Source organism: Flagellatimonas centrodinii, from assembly GCF_016918765.2.
GTDB lineage: Bacteria > Pseudomonadota > Gammaproteobacteria > Nevskiales > Nevskiaceae > Polycyclovorans > Polycyclovorans centrodinii.
Genome location: NZ_CP092104.1, coordinates 440,025 through 464,925, shown reverse-complemented (window position 1 = coordinate 464,925; position 24,901 = coordinate 440,025). Strand labels below are relative to the sequence as shown.

Genomic DNA, 24,901 nt, shown 5'->3' with positions numbered 1-24,901 from the left:
TTTCTTTTTCAGCGCGGCAACTTATGCCAGATCAAACCGATCCGCGTTCATCACCTTGGTCCAGGCCGCAACGAAGTCCTTGACGAACTTCTCCTGGTTGTCGTCCTGCGCATACACCTCGGCATAGGCGCGTAGCACCGAGTTGGAGCCGAACACCAGATCCGCGCGCGTGGCAGTCCACTTTACCTTGCCCGACGCCCGTTCCTGGATCTCGTACAGGTTGCGACCCTTCGGCTCCCAGCGGTAGGCCATGTCGGTGAGGTTGACGAAGAAGTCGGTGCTCAGCGCACCCACCCGATCCGTGAACACACCGTGGGCAGTACCACCATGGTTGGTGCCCAGCACCCGCATGCCGCCGACCAGCACCGTCATTTCCACTGCAGTCAGCCCCAGCAGTTGCGCGCGATCCAGCATCAGTTCTTCGGGTGTGACCACATAGTCCTGCTTCAGCCAGTTGCGGAAGCCGTCGGCAACCGGTTCCAGCGGCTCGAAGGATTCGACATCGGTCATGGCGTCGGTGCAGTCGCCTCGGCCCGGGGCGAATGGCACGTCCACCGGGAAGCCGGCCGCCTTGGCGGCCTGCTCCACGCCGACGTTGCCGGCCAGCACGATGACATCGGCCACGCTGGCGCCCGTGTCCTTGGCAATGCCTTCGAGCACGGCGAGCACCTTGGCGAGACGCGTCGGCTCGTTGCCCGCCCAGTCCTTCTGCGGTGCCAGACGGATGCGGGCTCCGTTGGCGCCACCGCGCATGTCGGAGCCGCGATAGGTGCGCGCGCTGTCCCAGGCGGTGCTCACCATCTCACTGATGCTCAGCCCGCTGGCGGCGATCTTGGCCTTCACTGCCGCTACGTCGTAGTCGCTGCGGCCGGCGGGTACCGGGTCCTGCCAGGGGAGATCTTCGGCCGGCACTTCGGGCCCCACGTAGCGCGCCTTCGGCCCCATGTCGCGATGGGTCAGCTTGAACCAGGCACGGGCGAAGGTTTCGGTGAAGTAGGCCGGGTCCTTGTAGAAGCGCTCCGAGATCTTGCGGTACTCGGGGTCCATCTTCATCGCCATGTCGGCGTCAGTCATGATGGGGTTGTGGCGCTTGGACGGGTCCTCGGCATCCACCGGCTTGTCTTCTTCCTTGATGCTTACCGGCTCCCACTGCCAGGCGCCGGCCGGGCTCTTTTTCAGCTCCCAGTCGTGGTTGAGCAGCAGGTGGAAATAGCCGTTGTCCCATTGCGTCGGGTTCGTCGTCCAGGCACCTTCCAGGCCGCTGGTGACGGCGTCGGCGCCAATGCCGCGGGCGGTCTTGTTGTTCCAGCCCAAGCCCTGCTCGTCGACATCGGCGGCTTCCGGGTCCGGCCCCAGCAAGGCAGCGTCACCGTTGCCGTGACATTTGCCGACGGTGTGTCCTCCCGCGGTCAGCGCCACGGTTTCCTCGTCGTTCATCGCCATGCGCTGGAAGGTGACGCGCACATCGTGGGCGGTCTTCAGCGGGTCGGGCTTGCCATCCACGCCCTCCGGGTTGACGTAGATCAGGCCCATCATCACTGCCGCCAGCGGGTTTTCCAGGTCTCGTTCGCCGGAATAGCGGCTGTGGGGGTTATCCGTGGGGGCCAGCCACTCTTTTTCGGAGCCCCAGTAGACGTCTTTCTCCGGGTGCCAGATGTCGTCGCGGCCGAAGCCGAAACCGAAGGTCTTGAGCCCCATCGATTCGTAGGCCACGTTGCCGGCCAGAATGATCAGGTCGGCCCAGCTCAGCTTGTTGCCGTACTTCTTCTTGATCGGCCACAGCAGACGGCGGGCCTTGTCGAGGTTGGTGTTGTCTGGCCACGAGTTCAGCGGTGCGAAGCGTTGATTGCCGGTACCGGCACCGCCGCGGCCGTCCGCCACCCGGTAGGAACCGGCCGCGTGCCAAGCCATGCGAATCATCAGTCCACCGTAGTGCCCCCAGTCGGCCGGCCACCACGGTTGGCTGTCGGTCATCAGCGCGGTGAGATCGCGCTTCACCGCCGCGTAGTCCAGGCCCTTCACGGCCTTGCGATAGTTGAAGGATGCGCCGAGCGGGTTCGTCTTGCGGTCGTGCTGGTGCAGGATGTCGAGGTTGAGCGACTTCGGCCACCAGTTCTTGTTGCTGTCCTGTGCGGTCGCCGCGCCATGCATAACCGGGCACTGGCCCGGGCTCGTTTCGGTATTCGCCATGATTCTCTCCTTCGTGAGACATTCTTCGAGATGATTCGAGTGCCGCCGATGCGGGCGGTTCACATCCAGCCATTAAATGCCGTCGTTGAATGCGGGTTATAGCCTAGGCGCATGTCGTGATAGCGACAAGGCATTAATGTTTATGGGTTCGATTGGCAATATGCATCGACCTAGAGGGTCGCTGGCTGGCTGCCCGCCTAGGCGCGTTCGCCCATGGCGGTCGAATCCTGTTCTCGCGCGACGTTGGCCGACATCCGGACTGTTTGCCGAGGTGCCCTCAGACTCTCCATCTCATTGGGCACCATGCTGGGGCCACACCTACCCCTTCGGGTAATCGTCAACGCCGCCCGGATCGCCTAGGCTTGGCAGCACACAACGTGCCCCAAGGCCAGGAGACCTGACGATGCAGACCGCGCTGACCCCGATGGAGTTTTTTCGCCGTGCCCGCAAGTTGCACGGCGCGCGGACCGCGGTGGTGGATGGCGATGATCGCTGGACCTACGCCGCGTTCGGTGCACGCTGTGACCGCGCCTCGGTGGCGCTGGCGGCGCTGGGCGTGGGGCAGCGCGATCGGGTTGGCACCATCGCGCCCAATACCCATCAGCATCTGGAGCAGTTCTATGCGGTGCCGCAACTCGGCGCGGTGATCGTGCCGATGAACTACCGGCTGACGCCGGAGGATTTCGTCTATCTGGCCAACCACAGCGGCTGCAAGGTGCTGTGTGTGCATGTCGATTATCTGGATGCGGTCGACGGGGTGCGGGACCAGATGACCACGGTGCAGCACTTCGTGGCGCTGGAAGGCGACAAGGCGGGGTGGTTGCGCTACGAGGATCTGCTGGCGGCGGCCGACCCTGTCGGGTTCTCACCGGTGATTGCAGACGAGAACGACCTCATCGCCATCAACTACACCAGCGGCACGACCTCGCGCCCCAAGGGCGTGATGATGACCCACCGCAACACCTGGGCGAATTCGGTGGGCGTGCTGGTGCACTGGCACATGACGCCGTCCGACCGCTACCTGTGGACGCTGCCGATGTTCCATGCCAACGGCTGGACCTTCACCTGGACGGTGACAGGTGTCGGTGCCACCCACGTGTGCCTGCGCAAGGTGGAGGCCTCGGCCATTTACGCCACCCTCAACCGCGAGCAGGTGACGCACCTGTGCGCCGCGCCGACCGTGCTGATCGCCATTGCCAACGGGCCGGAAGCCGAACGTAAGGGCGTCCGCCGGGGTGTCAAGGTGTTCACCGCCGGCGCGCCGCCAGCGCCCGCCACCATCGAGCGCATGGAGGGTGAGCTGGGCTGGCATATCACCCAGGTCTACGGCCTGACCGAGACGGCGCCGCTGATCTCCATCTGCGAGCCGCTGCCGGCACACGATGAACTGACCATGGGCGAGCGTGCGGTGATCAAATCCCGTCAGGGGGTGGAGATGATCACCTCCGGCGAGCTACGGGTGGTGGACGAGCAGATGCAGGATGTGCCCGCCGACGGCGAAACCCTTGGCGAGATCATCGCCCGCGGGAATACGGTGATGGCGGGCTATTACAACGACCCCGAGGCCACCGCCAAGGCGATGGCCGGCGGCTGGTTTCATACCGGCGATGCCGCGGTCATGCACCCCGATGGGTATGTCGAGATCCGCGACCGGTTCAAGGACGTGATCATCAGCGGCGGCGAGAATATTTCCTCCATCGAGGTCGAGGGCGTCTTGCTGCGCCACACCGCGGTGCTGGAAGTGGCGGTGGTGGGCATGCCGCACGAAAAGTGGGGCGAGTCGCCCAACGCCTTTGTGGTGCTGCATGCCGGGCAGTCGGTCGATGCCGAAGGCCTGCGCGGTTTTGCGCGCGAGCACCTCGCCGGCTTCAAGGTGCCCAGCGCGGTCCACTTTGTGGACGAGCTACCGAAGACGGCAACCGGCAAGATCCAGAAGTTCGTGCTGCGGGGGCGCCAGGCGGGGATTGCCAAGCAGTGAGGGGTTATGCGTTAGGGGTGAGGCGTAAAAGCAAAAACGTACCTCGCCCCTCGCCCCTCACCCCTCACCCCTCACGGCCTTGCAGTTGCGCAACGATGCCGGGGTTCTCCAGCGTTGAGGTGTCCTGGGTGATTTCCTCACCCTTGGCGATGGCGCGCAGCAGACGTCGCATGATCTTGCCGCTGCGGGTTTTCGGCAGGTTGTCGGCAAAGCGGATGTCGTCCGGTTTGGCGATGGCGCCGATTTCCTTGGCAACGTGGTCGCGGAGTTCCTTGACCAGCGCGGTGGCATCGTCGCCCTGCGGACGTGCGCCCTTGCAGGTGACGAAGGCGAACACCGACTCGCCCTTGACCTCATGCGGGCGGCCCACCACGGCAGCCTCGGCCACACGCGGATGGCTCACCAGCGCGGATTCCACTTCCATGGTGCCGAGGCGGTGGCCGGAGACGTTCAGCACGTCATCCACCCGGCCCATGATCCAGTAGTAGCCGTCGGCATCGCGGTGGGTGCTGTCGCCTGCGACGTAGTACTTATTGTTGAACTGGCCCCAGTAAGTCTTGATATAGCGCTCGTTGTCACCCCAGATGCTGCGCAGCATCGACGGCCACGGATGGGTGATGACGAGATAGCCGCCGGCCTCGGTGCCGGTGACCGGGTTGCCGGCCTCGTCCACCACGTCGGCGAGGATGCCGGGCAGGGGTTGGGTGCAGGAACCCGGCTTGGTCGGCGTGGCGCCCGGCACCGGACTCATCATGATGGCGCCGGTTTCGGTCTGCCACCAGGTGTCGACGATGGGCAGCTTTTCGCCACCGATGGTGCGGTGGTACCACATCCAGGCTTCGGGGTTGATCGGCTCGCCGACGCTGCCCAGCAGGCGTAGCTTGCTGAGGTCGTATTGGGCGGGCCATTCATCGCCGGCCTTCATCAGCGCGCGGATGGCGGTGGGGGCCGTGTAGAAGATGGTGACGCCGTGGTCCTGGCAGATCTTCCAGAAGCGACCGGCGTCGGGCACGGTGGGGGCGCCCTCGTAGATGAGGATGGTGCTGCCGTTGGCGAGCGGCCCGTAGGTGACATAGCTGTGGCCGGTGATCCAGCCGACATCGGCGGTGCACCAGAACACGTCGCCCGCCTGCAGGTCGAACACCCAGCGCGCGGTCATCATCGCGCCCAGCAGATAGCCGCCGGAGGAATGCTGGATGCCCTTGGGCTTGCCGGTGGAGCCGGAGGTGTAGAGCAGGAACAGCGGGTGCTCGGCCTCTACCCACACCGGGTCGGAGTGCGGGGGCTGATCGGCGACGACATCGTGCCACCACAGATCGCGCCCGGCCTGCATGGCGATGTCGTGGCCGGTACGCTGCAGCACGATGCTCTTCTCAATGGTCTTGCAGCCGCTGGCCAGCGCCTCGTCGGCCGCCTTTTTCAGCTCGACGATGTTGCCGCCGCGATGGCCGCCGTCGGCGGTGATCAGCAGGCGGGCGCCGGTGTCTTCGATGCGATCACGCAGGGCAGCGGCGGAAAAGCCACCGAATACCACTGAATGGATGGCGCCAATGCGCGCGCAGGCCTGCATGGCGATCACCGCTTCCGCCGAATGCGGCAGGTAGATCACCACGCGGTCACCCTTGGTGACCCCGAGCGCGGTGAGGGCGTTGGCCAGCTTGCAGACCTCGGCGTGCAATTCCTTGTAGGTGAGCAGGCGCACATCGCCCTTCTCACCTTCAAAGCGGATCGCGACTTGATCGCCGCGTTCGCCCAGATGGCGGTCAATGCAGTTCGCGGAAACGTTCAGTTTGCCGTCGCTGAACCAGCGATAGTTTGGGGCGTCGGTCTCGTCGAGCCCCACGGTGAACGGGGTCTGCCAGCCCAGCTCCTTACGGGCCAGTTCGGTCCAGAACGCGGCGGGGTCTTGAGCGGCTTCGGCGCGCAGCGCCCCCAGCTGGTCCGCGTTGAACCGGGCTTTCGCGACAAAGGCGGGGTCCGGCGGGAATACCCGCTTTTCGGTAAGGACGGACTCGATGTTGCTCATGCTTCTGCCTCCGGGCGGCTCTTTTTGTGGGTCATGGCGCTGACCATGGACGGTTGCCTGAAGGATAGCGGGATCAATCGTCGATGGCGTCCGCCAAACGTCGAAGGTTCGCGTAGCCCTGTACCAGCCGCGGACCAGGCCGTCCCAGATAGGCTTCGGTGATAGCGGCGACGCGGCCATTGCGCACGGCCGGGGTGTCGGCCCAATCGGCCCTGCGCATGACATTGGCGGGGCGCAGTTGGTGCTCGGGCACGCCGCACCAGCTGATTGCCACGGCCTCAGGCGCCAGCGAGGCCACTTCGCCGGGTTCCAGCGGGCGGCTCTTGTGCGCTTCGGTGCCCAGCGGATTGACCGCACCCACGCGGTCCAGCAGGTCGGTAATCCAGGAGTCACGCCCCGGCACGATCACCGGTTTCGGCCACCATTCCACCAGAATGCGCGGGCGACGCCGGCGCGCCACCCGCGGCATGGCCGCCTCCATCTCAGCCACCAGGGCCTCGCCGCGTGCCGTGACGCCCAGCGCTGCGGCGATGTCGCGGATGCTGGTGAACACGTCCTGCAGTGAGACCGGATCGGCGATCAGCACCGGACAGCCGGCCGCCCGCAGTTGGTCGACCACGGTTTCGTGGCCGGGCACGGTGAGCGACGTCAGCACCAGATCGGGTTTCAGTGCCAGCACCGCCGGTACGTCCAGCTGCAGATCCCGCCCCAGTTGCGGCAGGGCCTGCACCACGGCAGGGGGAAAGTCGGAGTCGGCATCCACCCCCACCAGCCGATCCGCGCAGCCGAGCGCACAGACAATCTCGGTGTTGGAGGCGGTATGGCTGACGACCCGCACGGGCTTACTGCCCCTGCAGTGCGCGCTCCACCTTGGGGATGCCGCGCAGAAAGGCAGTCTTCAACAATCGTGACACCAGGCCGCCAAGCAGCGGTACCTTCGACTCAAAGGTGATGACGTAGTCGACACGGGTGCCGCGGTCCGTTTTCAGAAAGCGGATGCGCCCGAGATGGTTTTTCAGCGGGCTGCCACGGGTAATGGCGTAGTGGATCGTTTCGGGACGGTCGAAAACGACGATGGTTTCGTCGAACGACAGCGGCCCGGGGCCGATGCGGCGGGTCGAGCCGAGACCGTTGGGTTCGTCCTCGCCGTCTTTCACCCGGGTGCAGCTACCGCCGAAGATGCCCGCGAACTTTTCATGGTCGGCGAAATAGTTGAAGACCGCCTCGGGTGAGGCGTTGATGTCGACTTCGAGGGCCATGCGATGCATGAACGGGCTCCGTTGCAGTGGGGGAATGCCGCCAGTGTAGAGGCTCGCGCCCCGGCCCGGGGCGCTGGAGCGAGTACACTGCGCGCGGGAGTCAGCCGAGCGATCGCCGCCGTGGCAACACGGGGGAGGAAAGTCCGGGCTCCGCAGGGCAGAGTGCCAGGTAACGCCTGGGCGCCGCGAGGCGACGGAAAGTGCAACAGAGAGTAGACCGCCGATGGCTCCGCAAGGAGATCAGGCAAGGCTGAAACGGTGCGGTAAGAGCGCACCGCGAGTCTGGTAACAGACCGGCACGGCAAACCCCACTCGGAGCAAGACCAAATAGGGAAGGGCGTGGGGCAACCCACAGCGCGTGGCCCGCGCGTCCTTCCGGGTAGGTTGCTGGAGGCGTCCGGTGACGGCCGTCCTAGAGGAATGATCGTTCTCGACAGAACCCGGCTTACAGGCTGACTCCCACCTTCTCACCCCCGGCCCATCGTGGGCAGGAATGATCGTTCTCGACAGTCAGTAGCCGCGGGGCTTACAGGCTGACTCCCACCTTCTCACCTCCGGCCATCGTGGGTGGGAATGATCGTTCTCGACAGTCAGTAGCCGCGCGGCTTATAGGCTGGCTCCCACCCTTAGCATGTTGTCGCCAAATGGCGACGCCAACCCCCTCTCCCCCTGTAAGGGGGGAGGACCAGCGGCGGACGCTGCTGACACTGTCATCGCGAGGGGCGTAGCCCCGCGGCGATCTCACTGTTGTGGCATCGCGCTCACCGGATGAGATTGCCGCGCCTGCTGCGCAGGCTCGCAATGACAACGACGGGAAGGGCGCAGGTTCGCAATGACAACGATGGGAAGGGCGCAGGCTCGCAATGACAACGATGGGAAGGGCGCGGGCGCGCAATGACGGCGGGGATATGCATCGGCAGCGACGACCCCCGCGCTACTTTAACTTTGCGCGCTAACCCTATGTTTTTCCTGATGTCCTCCTTGATCGGTCGTGTCGGCGCTAAGGCCTTGTTCTGTCAATAAAAAATGCAGAAAAGTGGCTTGCGGTGGGGTAGGGGGTGGTTTATAGTCCCTCCTCAGGGGAATAAGTGGAGAAATGTGGAGTACCTTCCACACGCCACCCACGAGGACGGATATCGGTGTTTGCCGGGTCGCATCAACTGACGATCGACGACAAAGGGCGCCTCGCGGTGCCTGCCCGCTTTCGCCATGCGCTCGACCAGTCCTGTGGTTCCCAACTGGTGTTGACGATGGGCTACGAGCCTTGCCTCGAGCTCTACCCGGTTCCCGAGTTCCGCACCATCTGCGAATCCATCGAGCTGATGGACAACCGCGAGCATGCCGAGCTGCTGAAGCGGGCGTTCGTCGGTCGCGCGGTGGAATGCGAGCTCGACAAGCAGGGTCGGATCGGGGTGCCGTCGCTGTTGCGGCGCCAGGCGGGCCTGGACAATGCGGTGGTGCTGGTCGGCCAGATCAATCGCTTCGAGCTCTGGGCTGAAGACAAGTGGGCCGCCATGTACGGCGACGGCCCCGACAGCATCATCCCCACCCTCAAGGACGCCTTCCGGGCGCTCAAGCGGTGAGGCCGCGGTATGCGCGTTACCGCCACTTCCGCCCGACCCACTGGGGCGACTGACGCCATGTCGAGCCACCTGCCGGTGATGCTCGACGAGGCACTCGCGGGTCTGAACCTTCGGGCCGACGGTCGCTACGTCGACGCCACCTTTGGCCGCGGCGGACACAGCGCGGCGATACTGGCGCAACTGGGGCCGGACGGTGTGCTCGACGTTTTCGACCAGGACCCCGCCGCCATCGCCCATGCCCGCGCAGGCTTTGCGGATGATCCGCGGGTGCGCGTTCACCATGCAAACTTCGCCGCCCTGAGCGCGCGTTTGGCGGGCGGCAAGCCGGTCGACGGCATCCTGATGGATCTTGGGGTTTCCAGCCCGCAGCTGGACGAGGCCGCGCGCGGTTTCTCGTTCAGCCACGACGGGCCGCTGGACATGCGCATGAACCCGGGCGCGGGCCCCTCGGCCGCCGACTGGCTGGCACGTGCGGATGCCGAAGAGATCGCCAACGTGCTGTGGCAGTACGGCGAAGAGCGCAACAGCCGGCGGATTGCCCGGCGCGTGGTCGAGACCCGCGCAGCGGAGCCGATCACCAGCACCGCCGCATTGGCCAAGCTGGTGGCGGGCGTGCCGGGGCCGCGATCACGCAGCATTCATCCGGCGACCCGAACCTTCCAGGCGATTCGCATCCACATCAATCAGGAGCTGGCGGTGCTGGAGCAGGCGCTGCCGCAAGCCCTGAACCTGCTGGCGCCGGGCGGGCGACTGGTGGTGATCGCCTTCCACTCCCTGGAAGACCGCATCGTCAAGCGCTACCTGCGGGCCCAGGCGCGGCTCGAGCAGCCGATCATCCGGGTGCTGCGCAAACAGTTTCCGCAGCCGGAAGAGGCTGCCCGCAACCCGCGGTCCCGCAGCGCCGTGCTGCGTACCGCCGAGCGTCTGCCATGAATCGGTTTTCGGCACTGCTGCCGTTGGGGCTGCTGCTGGCAGTGGTGGTCTCGGCGTTGTCGGTGGTGGGGACCAAGCACGAAAACCGGGCACTGGTGTCGGAGCTGGACGACCTGCGGCGGGAGCGGGAGCGCCTGGAAATGGAATGGGCCCAGCTGCAGCTCGAAGAGGCGACCCTGGCCCATCACGGTCGGGTCGAACGGATCGCCCGTGAGCAGTTGAAGATGGTGGAGCCTCGCCATTACGTCATCGTGCCGCTGGAGTCGCCCCGATGAGTCGCGCCGTCCGCAAACCTGCGGTGCGCGTGGTCGGGCGCTGGCGGCAGGCCTTCGTGCTGGGGGTGTTGGGCATGGGCGTGCTGGTGGTGCTGGGTCGCGCTTTTCACCTGCAGGTGGTCGAGCGTGACTTTCTCCGCAGCGAAGGTGACAAGCGGCAGATCCGGACCTTGGCGATTCCCGGTCATCGGGGTGCCGTACTTGACCGTCGCGGCGAACCGTTGGCGCTGTCGGCGCCGGTGGAATCGATCTGGGCCGTGCCGTCGGCGGTGCTCGCCAAGCCCGAGGGCATGACCCAGCTCGCTGCCGTTCTGGAACGCTCGCCTGCTGAGCTGGAGGGTTTTCTCAAGGCCCGCGAGACCCGCAAGTTCGTCTACCTGCGGGAGCAGATCAGCCCGGCGGAAGCGCAGCGGGTGTTGGCCCTGGGCCTGCCCGGGGTGTTTTCCGAGCCAGCTTATGCCCGCTACTACCCGGCGGGGGAAGTGGCCTCGCAGGTGGTCGGTTTCACTGGCCGCGACGGAAAGGGGTTGGAAGGGGTCGAGCGTGCACTCGAATCGCGGTTGGCCGGCACTGCGGGCAAGCGCCGCGTCATCCGTGATCGCACCGGACGGGTCATCGAGGATGGTCTGGAGTTCATTCCCGCCAGCGCTGGTGAGACGCTCAAGCTCACGCTGGACCTGCGCATCCAGTACCTGGCCTATCGCGAACTCAAGGCGGCAGTCGCCAAGAACAAGGCCAAGGGCGGCGTCATGGTGGTGGTGGATGCCCACACCGGTGACATCCTCGCCATGGCGGCACAGCCGGGGTTCAATCCCAACAACCTCGAAGCACGCGGCGATGGCGTGGGCGTGCGCAACCGGGCGGTGACCGACGGGTTCGAGCCCGGCTCCACCCTCAAGCCATTGCTGGTGGCGCAGGCCATCGAGTTGGGCCTGTATCAGCCCACCAGCAACATCGATACCACCCCGGGCTTCCTCAAGGTAGGAGCACTGACGGTGCGCGACCACCATCCGCAGGGGGTGATCGACATGGCCAGGTTGCTGGCCAAATCGAGCAATGTGGGTGCGGCCAAGATCGGCCTCGCCCTGGGGGCCGAGAACGTCTGGGCTGGCTACACCCGGTTCGGGCTGGGTGAGCAGGTTGATATCGCGTTTCCCGGTGAGGTAGCGCCGGTGCTGCGGCATTTCACCGAATGGGGCCAGATCGCGACGGCGACCGCGTCCTATGGCTACGGCCTGTCGGTCAGTGCATTGCATTTGGTGCGGGCCTATGCCGCCGTTGCCAATGACGGCCTGATGCCGAAGTTGTCGCTGCTGGACGGTGGCGTACGGCCGCCACCGCAGCGCGTGCTGTCGGCGCAAACTGCGCGATCCGTGCGCCATCTGCTCGAGCATGTGGTGTCGGTCGATGGCACGGCCATCCAGGCATCCATCGAGGGGTATCGGGTGGCGGGCAAATCCGGAACCGTGCGCAAGGTCGCGGCCACCGGCGGTTACGACGTCAACCGACATCAGGCGGTGTTCGTCGGCATGGTCCCGGTGGAACAGCCGCGGCTTGTCGGCATCGTGATGATCGACGAGCCCAATGCTGGCGCCTACTACGGCGGATTGGTGTCGGCGCCGGTGTTCGGGACAGTGATGCAGGGCGCGGCGCGGCTGCTGCAGGTACCGCCGGATGCACCGCAGCCACCACCGACCCAGACCGCAGGGCTGGGCCCCGCTCGGGGGGCGCCATGAATCAGGTCGCGCTGCCAGAGTTGCTCCAGGGACTCGCCGAGTCGGCGCCGGCGGTGAACATCACCGGTATCGCCCTCGACTCGCGGCGCGTGATGCCTGGCGATCTGTTTCTGGCGGCGCAGGGCGTTACCGGCCGTCACGGGTTGGCATTCGTCGACGATGCCCTGCAGCGGGGTGCCGCAGCGGTGGCCTGGGAGCCGGCACCCGATGTCGACATGCGTTCGCTGCCGGTGCCGACAGTGGCGGTTCCGGAATTGGCGCTCCGCAGCGGTGAAATTGCTTCGCGGTTCTTCGCTCGTCCGGCGGATCAACTGTTCACGGTTGGCATCACCGGCACCGACGGCAAGACCTCGACCGCCTGGCTGACCGCACAGGCGCTTGAGCGCCTGGGGCGACCCTGCGCCTACTTCGGCACGTTGGGGACGGGGCGCCTGCCGACGCTCGCCGTCACCACCCACACCACACTCGATCCGGTCACCCTGCAGTCGGAGCTGGCGCGTCACGCTGCCGCGGGCATTCGTGCGGTGGCGATGGAGGTGTCGTCGCACGCCCTCGATCAGCGACGGGTCGCCGGCATGCGTTTCGACGTCGCCGTGCTCACCAACATCACCCGTGACCACCTCGATTACCACGGTACCGAGGCAGCCTACGTCGACAGCAAGCGGGCGTTGTTTGCCCGCTACTGCCGCGGGGTGGCGGTGATCAACCGTGACGACACCTGGGGCCGGCGCTGGCTCGATGCGTTCCCCGACGTATTGACCTACGGGCTGGAAGGGGAGATTCCGTCCGGGGGCGACTACCTCGTCGGACGGGATCTCGCCCTGCGTCCTGACGGCCTCACGCTGCGGCTGCAGGGGCCGGAAGGCAGTGCCATCGTCACCAGCCGTCTACTGGGCCGCTTCAATGCCTACAACCTGCTGGCTGCGGCGGCTGCGCTGCGGGTCGGTGGACTGCGTCTTGACGACATCGCGGATGCGCTGTCCGAGGCCGATACCGTGCCGGGCCGGATTGAAGGATTCCGTGCCGCCGGCCAGCCGCTGGTGGTGGTGGACTACGCGCATACCCCCGCGGCACTGATGCAGGTACTGCGCGCCTTGCGCGAGCATTGCAGCGGACGGATCACAGTGGTGTTCGGTTGTGGCGGCGATCGCGACCGCGGCAAGCGGCCATTGATGGGCGCGGCTGCGGCGAGTGGTGCCGATCGCCTGTTTATCACCGACGACAACCCGCGCAGCGAATCACCGTTGGCGATTGTCGAAGAGATTCTTGCCGGCGTGGCACAGGGGTCTGGCGCCCCTGATCTCACCGTCGAACACGACCGTGGTGCTGCCATTCGCGCCGCCGTCGCTGCCGCCGGGCCTGACGACGTGGTTCTGGTGGCCGGCAAGGGCCATGAGACCCAACAGATCATCGGTACCACGAAAGTGCCCTTCAGCGATCGCGCCTTTGTCGCCGAGCTGCTGGGGCTGGAGGCCCGCGCATGAGCACCCTGACGCCATCTCTCAGTCGCTTGAGCCAAGCGGTCGGGGCGCCGCCCCCCACCCGCGACGCGCGCTTCAGTCGACTCGTTATCGATTCCCGGCAGGTGGCACCGGGCGATCTGTTCGTAGCCCTGACCGGGGGTCAGCAGGACGGCCATTGCTATGTCGAGGCGGCGGCCGCTGCCGGCGCCGTGGGCGCACTGGTGCAGCGGCCGGTGGCGATCGACCTGCCGCAAGTGGTGGTGAGCGACACGCTGCTGGCCCTGCAACAGTGGGGTGCCGCCTGCCGCGAGGCTTACGCCGGGCCGGTCATCGGTGTGACCGGTAGTAACGGCAAGACCACCACCAAGCAATTGTTGGCTGCGGTCTGTGCCATCCGCGGTGAGGTGCTGGCCACCGAGGGCAATCTCAACAATCACATCGGCGTGCCGCTGACGCTGGCGCGACTGCGGGATACCCAGCAGACCGCCATCATTGAAATGGGCGCCAACCACGCGGGTGAAATCGCGCAGCTTTGCGGATGGGCGCAACCGCAGATCGGAGTGGTCACCCAGGCCGGTGATGCGCACCTTGAAGGGTTCGGCTCTCGCGAGGGCATTGCCCATGCCAAGGGCGAGATGTTTGCGGCACTCGGGCCGGCCGGTCTGGCCATTATCAACGCCGATGACCGGTTTGCGCCGCTGTGGCGCGAGCTGGCCGGGCCGGCTTCGCAGATCCAGTTCGGCCTGTGTTGCCGCGCCGATGTTCAGGCCGTGGAAGTGGAGCTGGACGCCACACGCACCACGTTCACCCTGGTCACCCCGGAGGGCTCCGCACGGGTGCGCTTGCCCTTGCCGGGACAGCATAACGTCATGAACGCGCTGGCCGCCGCTGCGGCCGGCTGCGCGCTCGGTCTGGCGGTCGACGAGATTGCGGCGGGGCTCGGCCGGGTCGAGCTGACCCAAGGGCGGCTGAAGTTGTTCACGTCCGCCGCCGGCGCGTGTATTGCCGATGACAGCTACAACGCCAACCCCACGTCGATGCGGGCTGGCGTGGACTGGCTATCGCGGCAACCCGGCCAACGCTGGGCGGTGCTCGGCCACATGGCGGAATTGGGGCGTGACAGTGCCGCGCTGCATCGGGAGATCGGCGCCTATGTTGCCGAGCACGGCATCGAGCGCTGTATCGCGGTGGGTGCCGCGGCGCGGGGCATTGCCGAAGGGTTTGGTGCCCGCGCCGAATGGCTGCCGGATGCCGCGGCTGCGGTGGCGGCGGTGGGGACGCCGGGCGCGGATGTCACGGTGCTGGTCAAGGGCTCCCGTTCCGCCCGGATGGAGCAGGTGGTGGCGGCCCTGACGGGCGCGCCGGTCAACGGTGTGCAGGAAGGGGTTCACTGATGCTCTACGCACTCGCCGAGTATCTGACGCAATACGTCACCGGCTTCAATGTTTTCGGTTACCTGACCTTCCGTGCCGTGCTGGGGGTATTGACCGCGCTGATCTTCTCGTTCGCCTTCGGTCCATTGCTGATCGAACGGCTGTACAGCTTCAAGTTCGGGCAACCGGTGCGCGATGACGGCCCGCAGAGTCACCTGAAGAAGACCGGCACGCCCACCATGGGCGGCGTGCTCATTCTGGCCGCGATCAGTGTCGCCACCCTGCTGTGGGCCGATCTGGGCAATCGCTTCGTGTGGTTCGCACTGCTGGTGACGCTGGCCTTCGGTGGGGTCGGCTTTGTCGATGATTACATCAAGATCAAGCACAAGAACCCGAAGGGCTTGCCGGCGCGCAAGAAGTACTTCTGGTTGTCATTGGCAGGCTTCGCTACCGCGATCGGCATCTACGTCACCGCGCAGACACCGGTCGAGACCACCCTGATCTTCCCCTTCGTTAAGGGCGTCGCGCTGCCGCTCGGCGGCTTCTTCGTGTTGTGGAGTTATCTGGTTATCGTCGGCAGTTCCAACGCGGTCAATCTCACCGACGGCCTCGATGGCCTGGCGATCATGCCGACCGTGCTGGTGGCCTCGGCGCTGGCCGTCTTTGCCTATGCCTCAGGCAACGTCAAGTTTGCCCAGTATCTGGGCATCCCCTATATCGCCGGGGTTGGTGAGTTGGCGATCTTCTGCACCGCCATCGGTGGCGCTGGGTTGGGGTTCCTGTGGTTCAACGCTTATCCGGCGCAGGTGTTCATGGGCGATGTCGGTGCTCTGGCGCTCGGTGCCGCCCTCGGGGTGGTGGCCGTGTTGGTGCGGCAGGAAATCGTGTTGGCCATCATGGGCGGTGTGTTTGTTGCCGAAACCGTCTCGGTGGCACTGCAGGTGGGGTATTTCAAGTACAGCGGCGGCAAGCGCATCTTCCGCATGGCGCCCTTGCACCATCACTACGAACTCAAGGGTTGGCCCGAACCGAAGATCATCGTGCGCTTCTGGATCATCACTCTGATCCTTGTCCTCATCGGTCTCTCGAGTCTCAAGCTGCGATGAACGCTGCCCGCCAGACGCTCGCTGAGCCTTACCGCGACCAGCCCGTACTGGTGGTGGGATTGGGGCTGTCGGGTACCTCGGCATTGCGGTACCTGATGACGCAGGGCGCCCGGGTCACGGTGACCGATTCGCGGGCCGCGCCGGTCGGCATCGACGCGCTGCGCGCGGCGTATCCGCAGGCAACCTTCAGTCTCGGCGCGTTTGCGGTGTCGCGGCCACTGGCGGATTTCGCATTGGCGGTGGTGTCACCCGGCATCGATCTGCGGGAGCCTTTCGTCGTTGCGCTGCGCGCAGCCGGCGTGCCGGTGGTGGGCGATGTCGAGCTGTTCGCCCGGGCGGTGTCGCCGGCGGCCCGTGTGGTCGGCATCACCGGGTCCAATGGCAAGAGCACGGTGACCACGCTGTTGGGCGAGATGGCCCGTGCAGCCGGCCGCAGGGTGGCCGTGGGCGGCAATCTCGGGACCCCGGCGTTGGATCTGCTGGCCGACGGTATCGACTTGTACGTGCTCGAGCTGTCGAGCTTCCAGCTGGACACCACGGATCACCTGCGGTGCGATGCCGCGGCGTATCTGAACCTCTCCGAGGATCACCTCGATCGGCACGGCACCATGGCGCAATACGCTGCGGCCAAGGCGCGTATTTTTCGCAATACCGGAACCGCCGTCGTGAATCGCGATGACCCGGCTGTGATGGCAGCTGCGGCCGAGCTGCCGGACGATGTTCGCGTCATCTCCTTCGGGCTTGATACCCCTGCCGACGGCGCCTACGGCATCCGCGGGTCGGCGGCGGATGCCTGGTTGTGTCGCGGCGCCGCCCCCCTGATGCCGCATGCCTCACTGCGTATCGCCGGCCTCCACAACGCGGCGAACGCCCTTGCCGCGCTGGCGCTGGCGGATGCCGTGGGATTGCCGGAAGACGCCAGTCGTGCCGCACTGCAAACCTTCGCTGGCCTGCCGCATCGCTGTCGTCTGGTGCGTGAGCTGCGAGGGGTTCGCTATATCAATGACAGCAAGGGTACCAATGTCGGTTCCACGCTCGCTGCCATCAAGGGGCTGCCGGCGCCAATCCATTGGCTTGGAGGCGGTCAGGGCAAGGGCCAGGACTTCACCCCGCTGGGCCTGGCACTCAATGAACGCAATGGGCACGCCTACCTGTTTGGCGAAGATGCTGCAGTGATTGAAGCGTCGGTCCGTGCGCAGGTCCCGGTGACCCGAGTCCTGACGCTGGAGGCGGCGGTGACGGCCGCGCACTCGCGTGCCACCCCCGGGGCGACCGTGTTGCTGTCGCCGGCGTGCGCCAGCCTCGATCAGTTCCACAACTACATCGAACGCGGCGAGCGCTTCGAGCAGCTGGTGGAGGCGCTGGCATGACCGATCTCGCCATGCCCCTGCAATTGCCGCGGACGCGCTACGGTATTGATGGCGCGCTCGTTCTGGCCGCCGTCACGCTGATGGTCTGGGGCCTGATCATGGTCGCCTCGGCCTCGGTGGCACATGCCGAAAAGGTCTACGACGACCCGTTCCACTTTTTCTGGCGTCAGCTGATCTTCATCGGACTTGGCGGTGCCGTCGGTTTCGCGCTGTACTGTCTTCCAGTGCGCGTCTGGGAACAGAGCAGCTGGCTGCTGTTCGGTCTGGCCCTGCTGTTACTGACCCTGGTGCTGATTCCCGGCATCGGGGTTGAAGTGAACTACTCCCGTCGCTGGCTCGATCTGCCCTTCATCCGGGTGCAGGCCTCGGAGCCGGCGCGACTGGCGTTGATTCTGTATCTGGCGGGCTACATCGTGCGCCGCCAGGTCGAGGTGCAGCACAGCTTCAAGGGGCTGGCCAAACCGGTGTTGCTGTTGGTGATTCCGGCCGTGCTGCTGCTGGCGGAACCGGACTTCGGCGCCACCGCCATCCTGTTCGCCGTGGCCTTCCTGATGCTGTTCATGGGCGGCGCGCCCGTGACCTATTACCTGGGGTTGATCACCATTGCTGCCGTCGGGCTGGCAGGGGTGGCGATGATGGAAAGTTATCGCATGCGTCGCATTCTCAGCTTCACCAATCCCTGGGCCGATGTCGAAAACGGGGGCTGGCAGCTGGCACAGTCGCTGATTGCGGTCGGACGTGGTGAGTGGGCCGGCGTTGGTCTGGGCAATAGCGTGCAGAAGCTGCTGTATCTGCCGGAAATGCACACCGACTTCATCTTCGCCATCCTCGCCGAGGAGTTCGGCCTGATCGGGGTTACCGCGCTCCTGGCACTGTTTGCGGTGGTGGTTTGGCGTGGCTTCGCCATCGCCCGAGCCGCCGAGCAGCGCGACGCCAGGTTCGCCGCTTACCTCTGCTATGGCCTTACCGGCTGGATTGGCTTGCAGGCGCTGATCAACCTGTCGGTCAACATGGGGCTGCTGCCGACCAAGGGGCTGACCCTACCGCTGCTGTCCTACGGCGGCTCCTCGCTGATCACCGTGCTGGCGATGCTTGGGTTGATCCTGCGGGTCGATTACGAAAACCGTGCGTCGGCGAAGGAGCGGGTGCGATGAAGATCGTCATTGCAGCGGGTGGAACCGGCGGCCACGTCTACCCGGCACTGGCTGTCGCCGAACGCCTGCGTCAGCGTGCGCACGAGGTGGTCTGGCTTGGCAACCCCGACAGCTTCGAGTCGCGGGCCATCGCGCCGACCGGTCTGCCGTTTCGTGAAATGCGGATCACTGCATTGCGCGGCAAGGGCCTGGCAGGCTGGTTGATGGCGCCACTGCGGCTGTGGCGCGCGGTGCGGGCGGCCGCGCGGATCCTCGCCGAGGAACGTCCGGCTGTGGTCCTCGGGATGGGCGGCTTCGTCGCCGGGCCTGCCGGTGTCGCCGCCCGCCTGCGCGGCACCGCCCTGATCATTCACGAACAGAACGCGCGCGCCGGTTTGACCAACCGGGTGTTGGCGCGTTGGGCGCGCCGGCGACTGCAGGGCTTCGATGGCGCACTGCCCCACGGAGAGACGGTCGGTAATCCGGTCCGTGCCTCGGTGGCCGGACTGGCGTTGCCGGCGACCCGATTTGCCAGTCGCATGGGCGCATTGCGTTTGCTGGTGGTGGGGGGCAGTCAGGGCGCGCGCGCACTGAACGAACGGGTGCCTGCGGCACTGGCGCGATTGCCAGCCGCGCAGCGCCCGCAGGTGCGTCATCAAGGTGGGCGCACGGTCGAGGTGGCACGTGCGGCATATCTCGAGGCGTCCGTGGATGCCGAGGTGACCCCATTCATCGATGACATGGCTGCAGCCTATGACTGGGCCGACGTGGTCATCTGCCGTGCAGGGGCGTCAACGGTGGCAGAGCTGGCGGCCGCCGGATTGGGTGCGCTACTGGTGCCGTTCCCTCATGCCGTGGACGATCATCAGACTGCCAATGCACAGGCCCTGGTGGCGGTCGGCGCGGCGGATTGCATCCAGGAGGCGACGCTGGATATCGATGCGCTTGCAGCGTGGCTGCAAGGGTTGGATCGCGCCGGGTTGGCGCGGCGCGCTGATGCCGCCCGCCGTGCCGGGCGGCCGCTGGCGACCGACGACATCGTGGCGGTGATCGAGGCCGAGGGGGTGGGGTCATGATCAAGGGCAATGGCAGCGGTCTGCCACAATTGATGCGGACGCCAATGCGGCGCATCCGTCGCATCCATCTGCTCGGAATCGGCGGCTCCGGAATGGCCGGCATTGCCGAAGTGCTGCTGAACCTCGGCTATACCGTTACCGGCACCGATCTCAAGGCCAGTGCTGCCACCGAACGCCTGCAATCGCTGGGGGCCAGGCTCTATTTCGGTCACGATGCCGGCAACACCGTCGGTGCCGACGCGGTGGTGGTATCGACCGCCGTGCAGCGGGACAACCCGGAGTTGGTCTATGCCCGGGCACACCGCATTCCGGTGGTGCGCCGCGCCGAGATGCTGGCGGAACTCATGCGCTTCCGGTACGGCATCGCCATCGCCGGTACCCATGGCAAGACCACCACCACCAGCCTGGTCGCCAGCGTGCTGGCGGAAGCCGGGCTCGATCCGACCTATGTCATCGGCGGCAAGCTCAAGAGTGCCGGCGCCAATGCCCGGCTGGGCGAGGGCGCCTGTCTGGTGGCCGAGGCGGACGAAAGCGATGCGTCATTCCTGCACCTGACGCCGATGCTGGCCGCGGTGACCAACATCGACGCGGATCACCTGGAGACCTACGGCGGTGACTTCCAGCGCCTTCGCGCGACCTTCCTCGAGTTCCTGCACCGGTTGCCGTTCTACGGGCTGGCGGTGCTGTGCGTGGATGACCCGGAGGTTCGGGCGCTGATGCCGAAGATCGGACGGCCGGTGGTGACCTATGGCTTTGCCGAGGATGCCGATGTCCGTGCCAGTGCCTTGCAGGCGAGTGGCAACGGCAGCGATTTCGTTGCCCGTTTCGCCGACGGTCAGGAGGCCTCATTCCACGTCAATCTGCCTGGGCGACACAACGTCCAGAATGCGCTGGTGGCATTGGCCATCGGGCAGGAGCTGGGGGCAGATGTTCCAGCGATGCAGCGCGCCCTGCGCGGATTCGCAGGCGTCGGTCGGCGTTGCGAGGTTCATGAGCCGCTGATGCTGCCGCAGGGTCGCGTCCAGTTGGTGGACGACTACGGGCATCACCCGCGTGAGATCGCTGCCACCTTCGAAGCCATGCGGGCGGCGTGGCCGGGGCAACGGCTGGTGGTGGCGTTCCAGCCTCACCGCTACAGCCGGACCCGCGATCTTTTCGATGACTTTACGACCGTGCTGGCGGAAGCCGATGCTTTGGTGCTGAGCGATGTTTACCCGGCCGGCGAGATGCCGATTGAGGGCGCTGACAGTCGCGCGCTGGCGCGGGGTATCCGGGCCCGCGGTCGGGTCGAGCCGGTGCTGGTACACGGGGTCGCCGAGATGCCCGATACCCTGCAGCCGCTGCTGCGCGACGGCGACGTGTTGTTGACCCTCGGCGCCGGCGATATCGGCGGTCTTCCCGCTCTGCTGCAACAGCGGTTCCGGGGTGGCGCATGACTGTCGCGAAGAGCCGCGAGGTGGGCATCGATAACCGGGAATCCTGGCCCGATGTGCGGGGGCAGATCCTTCTGGACGAGCCGATGGCGAAGCACACGTCATGGCGGGTTGGCGGGCCGGCACAACAGTTCTTTCAGCCGGCCGATCGCGATGACCTTCTCGCTTTCGTGCGTCTGCTACCGATCACCGAGCCTGTGCTCTGGTTGGGTCTCGGCAGCAACCTGCTGGTCCGTGATGGTGGGTGGCGCGGGACCGTCATCGCCCTGCACGGCACGCTGGATACGTTGCAAGTCCGGGACATCGACGATTCCCGATTCCCGACGCCCGATTCCCCCTATGTATATGCCGAAGCCGGCGTCCACTGCGCCCGACTGGCCAAGCTTGCACGTGATCGTCAATTGGCCGGTTTGGGCTTCATGGCCGGTATTCCCGGCACCGTTGGCGGCGCCCTGGCGATGAATGCGGGCGCATGGGGCGGTGAGACTTGGCCGGTGGTTGAGCGCGCCGAAGTGTTGATGCGTGATGGGGATGTGCGGTGGCTGGCGGCCAGTGACCTCGAATGGGGTTATCGCCACGTGGCCCTGCCGGCCGATGCCCTGGGTTTTCTCGGCGCGGTATTCCGTACCCGCATCGACGCCGACGGCGAGGATGCGCGCGCCACCCGCGAAAGCCTGGCGCGGCGCAAGGCCACCCAGCCGGTCGGCAAGCCGTCGGCGGGCTCCACCTTCCGCAATCCGCCGGGTGATCACGCCGCACGGCTGATCGAGGCAAGCGGTCTCAAGGGCTATCGCATCGGCGGCGCCCAGGTGTCGACGCTGCACGCCAACTTCATCGTCACCGAGGCAGGCGCCCGCGCGGCAGACGTGGAGGCGCTGATCCTTCATCTGCAGGCCGAAGTGCAGCGGCTCCATGGCGTGACGTTGCAGACCGAAGTTCGCATCGTCGGAGTGGCGTCATGACGGCGGCTATTGGCCGTGTGGCGGTGCTGATGGGCGGCTGGTCGTCCGAGCGTCAGGTGTCGATCTGGAGCGGCGAGACGGTGTTGGCGGCGCTGCAGTCGGAGGGCTTCGACACGGTGGCGGTCGATGTCCGGACGCCGGCGGAGCTGTTCGCGCTGCCGTCACTCGGCGTCAGTCACGCCTTCAATGTTCTTCACGGTACCGGCGGGGAAGATGGAACGGTACAGGCGGTACTGGACCTGCTGGGGATTCGCTATCCGGGCTGTGGCGTGTTGGCATCGGCGCTTGCAATGGACAAGCTGCAGACCAAGCGGCTTTGGCGTGCCGAAGGCCTGCCGACGGCCGACTGGCGGTGTGTCGACAGTGCCGAAGCCCTCGCCGCTGCTGCCGAGGCGTTCGGCTATCCGCTCATCGTCAAGCCAGCGGCCGATGGTTCCAGTGTCGGCATCAGCAAGATCAGGGCGCCGGGTGAAGTGGCGGCTGCCTGGGCCCTGGCGCGAGGGGATGGGGCCACCGGTCAGACGGTCTTGGCAGAGCGCTTCGTCCCGGGTGCCGAATACACCTGTGCCGTCCTCGGTGACCAGGCGCTGCCGCTGATCCGCATCGAGCCGGATGGCGAGTTTTACGACTACAACGCCAAGTACCTGTCTGACAATACCCACTACCACTGCCCCGCCGGCCTCGACCCCGCGCTCGAGCGCGAGTTGCAGGCCCTCAGCCTGAAGGCATTTGCAGTGCTGGGCGGTCGCGGCTGGGGGCGGGTCGACTTCCTGATGGCGGACGACCGGCGTCCGTTCCTGCTGGAAGTGAACACCTTGCCGGGCATGACCTCGCATTCCCTGGTGCCGCTGGCTGCGCGCACCGCCGGCATCGCGATCGGCCCGTTGTGCCGGCGCCTGCTGGAAACCACGATGACGGAGGCGCGCGGGTGAGCGCGGCCGTTATGGAACCCACCGCCCGACTGCTACCTGCACCGGACCGCCTGCGAAACGCCGGGGCGGTGATGGTCTCGCTGCTGGTGCTGGTGGGCGGGTTGTGGTTGGCGGCGCAGCAGACTGCGCGCCCAGTCGCGCACCTCAGCGTCTCCGGCGGGGGTGACCGGGTGACCGCCGCCGAGGTACGGGTGGCGTTGGCCGAGGCATTGCAGGGACCGATCTCGCAGCTCGACCTGGTGCAGTTGCAGCAGGCGGTGGTGGCGCTGCCCTGGGTCGCGCGGGCGCGAGTCGAGCGGGTGTGGCCCGACGGTGTGCATGTCCGGATCTGGGAACGGGTACCAATGGCGCGCTGGGGGACCGAGGCGCTGGTCGATACCACCGCTGCGACGTTCACCCCGCGGCCGTCGGACGTACCGCCCGGGTTGCCACAACTGGATGGCCCGGAAGGCGCTGTTGCCGAAGTCATGCAGCGCTACCTGGGATTGGCGGAAGCGGTGGCCGACGCCGGCCTCGAGCTGACCGGGCTGTCCCTGGATGTTCGTGGTGAGTGGATCGGCCGTATCGCCCCCGGGGTGCCGGTGCGGTTCGGCCGCGAAGACCCGCTGTCGCGCGTGCCGGTGCTCAATGGGCCAGTGGCCCGGGTCACCACCGGCCGCCTTTCCGAGGTCGAGCGCATCGACCTTCGCTACACCAATGGATTCGCGGTGCGCTGGCGCACGTCCGCGGCGGATGAAGGAGCACAATGATGCCAAGACGTGATGAGCGGGAACTGTTGGTTGGACTCGATATCGGGACCTCCAAATGCGTGGCCGTGATCGGCCAGGTGATGCCCGAGGGTGGGGTCGAAGTGGTCGGCGAGGCAAGCGCGCCCAACCGCGGGGTCAACCGCGGGGATGTCGTCAACATCGATGCCACCGTGCAGTCGATCCGGCGGGCGGTCGAGAATGCCGAACAGATGGCCGGCTGCCGCGCGCAGTCGGTGCATGTCGGCATGTCCGGCACCCACTTGCAGAGCCGCAATTCCACCGGGGTGGCACCGGTCCGGGGCCGCGAGGTGACGCAGAAGGACGTCGAAAGCGTCATCGATGCCGCACGCGCGGTGCTGATCCCTGCCGACCAACGCATCCTTCATGTGATTCCGCAGGAATACATGGTGGATGGCCGCGATGGCATCCACGAGCCGGTCGGCATGTTCGGCGTGCGGTTGGAAGCGCGGGTGCACATGATCAGCGGTTCCGAGTCAGCCCAGCTGAACATTCGCAAGTGCGTCGAAAGTTGTGACCTGACCCTCGACCGTCTGATCGTCCCGCACCTCGCTGCCAGCGAGGCCGTGCTGTTGCCGGAGGAGAAAACGCTCGGCGTCTGCATGGTCGATCTCGGTGCCGGGACGGCTGATATCGCCGTCTTCCGAGGTGGCGCGGTTCGCCATACCGCGGTGCTCGCCCTTGGCGGCAATCTGGTGACCAACGATATCTCGGTGGCGTTTCGCACACCGCATCAATTTGCCGAGGAAATCAAGATTGCATACGGCTGTGCCCTGCCGGAAATGGTCGCCGCCAGTGACGTTATCGAGGTCCGCGGTGTCGGCGATGGTCCGGCTCGCCAGTTGTCGCGCCATACCCTGGCAGAGGTGATCAAGCCGCGCTACGAGGAAATCTTCCGCTTCCTGCGCAAGGAGCTGCAGCGTTCCGAGACCTACGAAATGGTGGCAGGTGGCGGGGTTGTGCTGACCGGCGGCGCCAGCGCCATGCCCGGGGTTCAGGAACTGGCCGAGGCCGTGTTCGAAGTGCCCGTACGAATTGGTCTGCCGCAGAACATCCGCGGTCTTAATGACCTCGCGCGCGACCCCGGCTACGCCACCGCCGTCGGGCTGCTGTTGCATGGGCACCGCGCAGCGCCGCGCAGCATCGCGGGGCAGGAACGACATCCGAGTTACTGGGTCCGCCGCATCAAGGAATGGGTGGCGGGAAACTTCTGAATCAACCTCAGGATCGAGGTGTGATTTTTCTTAAATTAATGCCGCTTTTATGTTGACTTACAAACTGTGATGAATCATCATCATTCGGTGGA

20 protein-coding genes and 1 other RNA gene are annotated in these 24,901 nt (G+C 66.1%); 17 read left to right on the top strand and 4 right to left on the bottom strand.

Features of this window, described 5'->3' with window-relative positions; translation table 11 throughout:
• Positions 1-21: 21 nt before the first annotated feature.
• Positions 22-2,190, bottom strand: a complete 2,169-nt coding sequence (katG, locus tag JN531_RS02250) for a catalase/peroxidase HPI (protein WP_228347232.1) — start codon at positions 2,188-2,190, stop codon at positions 22-24.
• Between the two features lie 403 nt (positions 2,191-2,593).
• On the opposite strand from katG, the gene JN531_RS02245 reads away from it, so the two are divergent.
• Positions 2,594-4,168, top strand: coding sequence for a long-chain-fatty-acid--CoA ligase (locus JN531_RS02245; RefSeq protein ID WP_228347231.1), 1,575 nt, complete (start codon positions 2,594-2,596; stop codon positions 4,166-4,168).
• A gap of 64 nt (positions 4,169-4,232) precedes the next feature.
• Here the strand turns inward: JN531_RS02245 and acs are convergent, their stop codons facing one another.
• The 3 genes from acs to JN531_RS02230 all read right to left on the bottom strand — a co-directional run bounded on the left by acs (position 4,233) and on the right by JN531_RS02230 (position 7,462).
• Positions 4,233-6,194 carry an acetate--CoA ligase gene (acs, locus tag JN531_RS02240; RefSeq protein ID WP_228347230.1) on the bottom strand — a complete coding sequence of 654 codons (1,962 nt, stop codon included), beginning with the start codon at positions 6,192-6,194 and terminating at the stop codon, positions 4,233-4,235.
• 73 nt (positions 6,195-6,267) lie between these two features.
• A complete protein-coding gene (locus JN531_RS02235) occupies positions 6,268-7,032 on the bottom strand; it encodes an ABC transporter substrate-binding protein (protein WP_228347229.1) in 765 nt (254 codons plus the stop codon).
• A 4-nt stretch (positions 7,033-7,036) separates the two neighbouring features.
• On the bottom strand, positions 7,037-7,462 hold the full coding sequence (locus JN531_RS02230; RefSeq protein WP_228347228.1) for an SRPBCC family protein: 426 nt from the start codon (positions 7,460-7,462) through the stop codon (positions 7,037-7,039).
• A gap of 87 nt (positions 7,463-7,549) precedes the next feature.
• On the opposite strand from JN531_RS02230, the gene rnpB reads away from it, so the two are divergent.
• The 16 genes from rnpB (at position 7,550) to ftsA (ending at position 24,809) form a co-directional block, all read left to right on the top strand.
• An RNA gene (gene rnpB / locus JN531_RS02225) (RNase P RNA component class A) lies at positions 7,550-7,917 on the top strand.
• A gap of 675 nt (positions 7,918-8,592) precedes the next feature.
• Positions 8,593-9,036 carry a division/cell wall cluster transcriptional repressor MraZ gene (gene mraZ / locus JN531_RS02220; protein WP_228347227.1) on the top strand — a complete coding sequence of 148 codons (444 nt, stop codon included), beginning with the start codon at positions 8,593-8,595 and terminating at the stop codon, positions 9,034-9,036.
• A 57-nt stretch (positions 9,037-9,093) separates the two neighbouring features.
• A complete protein-coding gene (gene rsmH, locus JN531_RS02215; protein ID WP_228347226.1) occupies positions 9,094-9,969 on the top strand; it encodes a 16S rRNA (cytosine(1402)-N(4))-methyltransferase RsmH in 876 nt (291 codons plus the stop codon).
• Positions 9,966-10,244 carry a cell division protein FtsL gene (gene ftsL, locus JN531_RS02210; RefSeq protein WP_228347225.1) on the top strand — a complete coding sequence of 93 codons (279 nt, stop codon included), beginning with the start codon at positions 9,966-9,968 and terminating at the stop codon, positions 10,242-10,244. Before rsmH ends, ftsL begins: the two co-directional genes overlap by 4 nt.
• The gene (locus JN531_RS02205) at positions 10,241-11,980 is read left to right on the top strand and encodes a peptidoglycan D,D-transpeptidase FtsI family protein (protein WP_228347224.1); all 1,740 of its coding nucleotides are present in this window, start codon (positions 10,241-10,243) and stop codon (positions 11,978-11,980) included. The genes ftsL and JN531_RS02205 overlap by 4 nt, the downstream gene beginning before the upstream one ends.
• Entirely contained in the window at positions 11,977-13,464 is a 1,488-nt protein-coding gene (locus JN531_RS02200) for a UDP-N-acetylmuramoyl-L-alanyl-D-glutamate--2,6-diaminopimelate ligase (RefSeq protein ID WP_228347223.1), read from the top strand. Before JN531_RS02205 ends, JN531_RS02200 begins: the two co-directional genes overlap by 4 nt.
• Positions 13,461-14,837, top strand: coding sequence for a UDP-N-acetylmuramoyl-tripeptide--D-alanyl-D-alanine ligase (locus JN531_RS02195; RefSeq protein ID WP_228347222.1), 1,377 nt, complete (start codon positions 13,461-13,463; stop codon positions 14,835-14,837). Before JN531_RS02200 ends, JN531_RS02195 begins: the two co-directional genes overlap by 4 nt.
• Positions 14,837-15,922 (top strand): phospho-N-acetylmuramoyl-pentapeptide-transferase, encoded by a 1,086-nt coding sequence (gene mraY, locus JN531_RS02190; RefSeq protein ID WP_228347221.1) that lies wholly within the window; start codon positions 14,837-14,839, stop codon positions 15,920-15,922. Before JN531_RS02195 ends, mraY begins: the two co-directional genes overlap by 1 nt.
• The gene (murD, locus tag JN531_RS02185) at positions 15,919-17,292 is read left to right on the top strand and encodes a UDP-N-acetylmuramoyl-L-alanine--D-glutamate ligase (RefSeq protein ID WP_228347220.1); all 1,374 of its coding nucleotides are present in this window, start codon (positions 15,919-15,921) and stop codon (positions 17,290-17,292) included. Before mraY ends, murD begins: the two co-directional genes overlap by 4 nt.
• The gene (gene ftsW / locus JN531_RS02180) at positions 17,289-18,446 is read left to right on the top strand and encodes a putative lipid II flippase FtsW (protein WP_228347219.1); all 1,158 of its coding nucleotides are present in this window, start codon (positions 17,289-17,291) and stop codon (positions 18,444-18,446) included. The genes murD and ftsW overlap by 4 nt, the downstream gene beginning before the upstream one ends.
• Positions 18,443-19,501, top strand: a complete 1,059-nt coding sequence (murG, locus tag JN531_RS02175; RefSeq protein WP_228347218.1) for an undecaprenyldiphospho-muramoylpentapeptide beta-N-acetylglucosaminyltransferase — start codon at positions 18,443-18,445, stop codon at positions 19,499-19,501. Before ftsW ends, murG begins: the two co-directional genes overlap by 4 nt.
• Positions 19,498-20,937 (top strand): UDP-N-acetylmuramate--L-alanine ligase, encoded by a 1,440-nt coding sequence (murC, locus tag JN531_RS02170; protein ID WP_228347217.1) that lies wholly within the window; start codon positions 19,498-19,500, stop codon positions 20,935-20,937. Before murG ends, murC begins: the two co-directional genes overlap by 4 nt.
• Positions 20,934-21,896 (top strand): UDP-N-acetylmuramate dehydrogenase, encoded by a 963-nt coding sequence (gene murB / locus JN531_RS02165; RefSeq protein WP_228347216.1) that lies wholly within the window; start codon positions 20,934-20,936, stop codon positions 21,894-21,896. The genes murC and murB overlap by 4 nt, the downstream gene beginning before the upstream one ends.
• Positions 21,893-22,828, top strand: coding sequence for a D-alanine--D-alanine ligase (locus tag JN531_RS02160; RefSeq protein ID WP_228347215.1), 936 nt, complete (start codon positions 21,893-21,895; stop codon positions 22,826-22,828). Before murB ends, JN531_RS02160 begins: the two co-directional genes overlap by 4 nt.
• Entirely contained in the window at positions 22,825-23,577 is a 753-nt protein-coding gene (locus JN531_RS02155; RefSeq protein WP_228347214.1) for a cell division protein FtsQ/DivIB, read from the top strand. Before JN531_RS02160 ends, JN531_RS02155 begins: the two co-directional genes overlap by 4 nt.
• Complete coding sequence (ftsA, locus tag JN531_RS02150; RefSeq protein ID WP_228347213.1) at positions 23,577-24,809, top strand: cell division protein FtsA; 1,233 nt, start codon at positions 23,577-23,579, stop codon at positions 24,807-24,809. The genes JN531_RS02155 and ftsA overlap by 1 nt, the downstream gene beginning before the upstream one ends.
• The last annotated feature ends 92 nt before the right edge of the window (positions 24,810-24,901 follow it).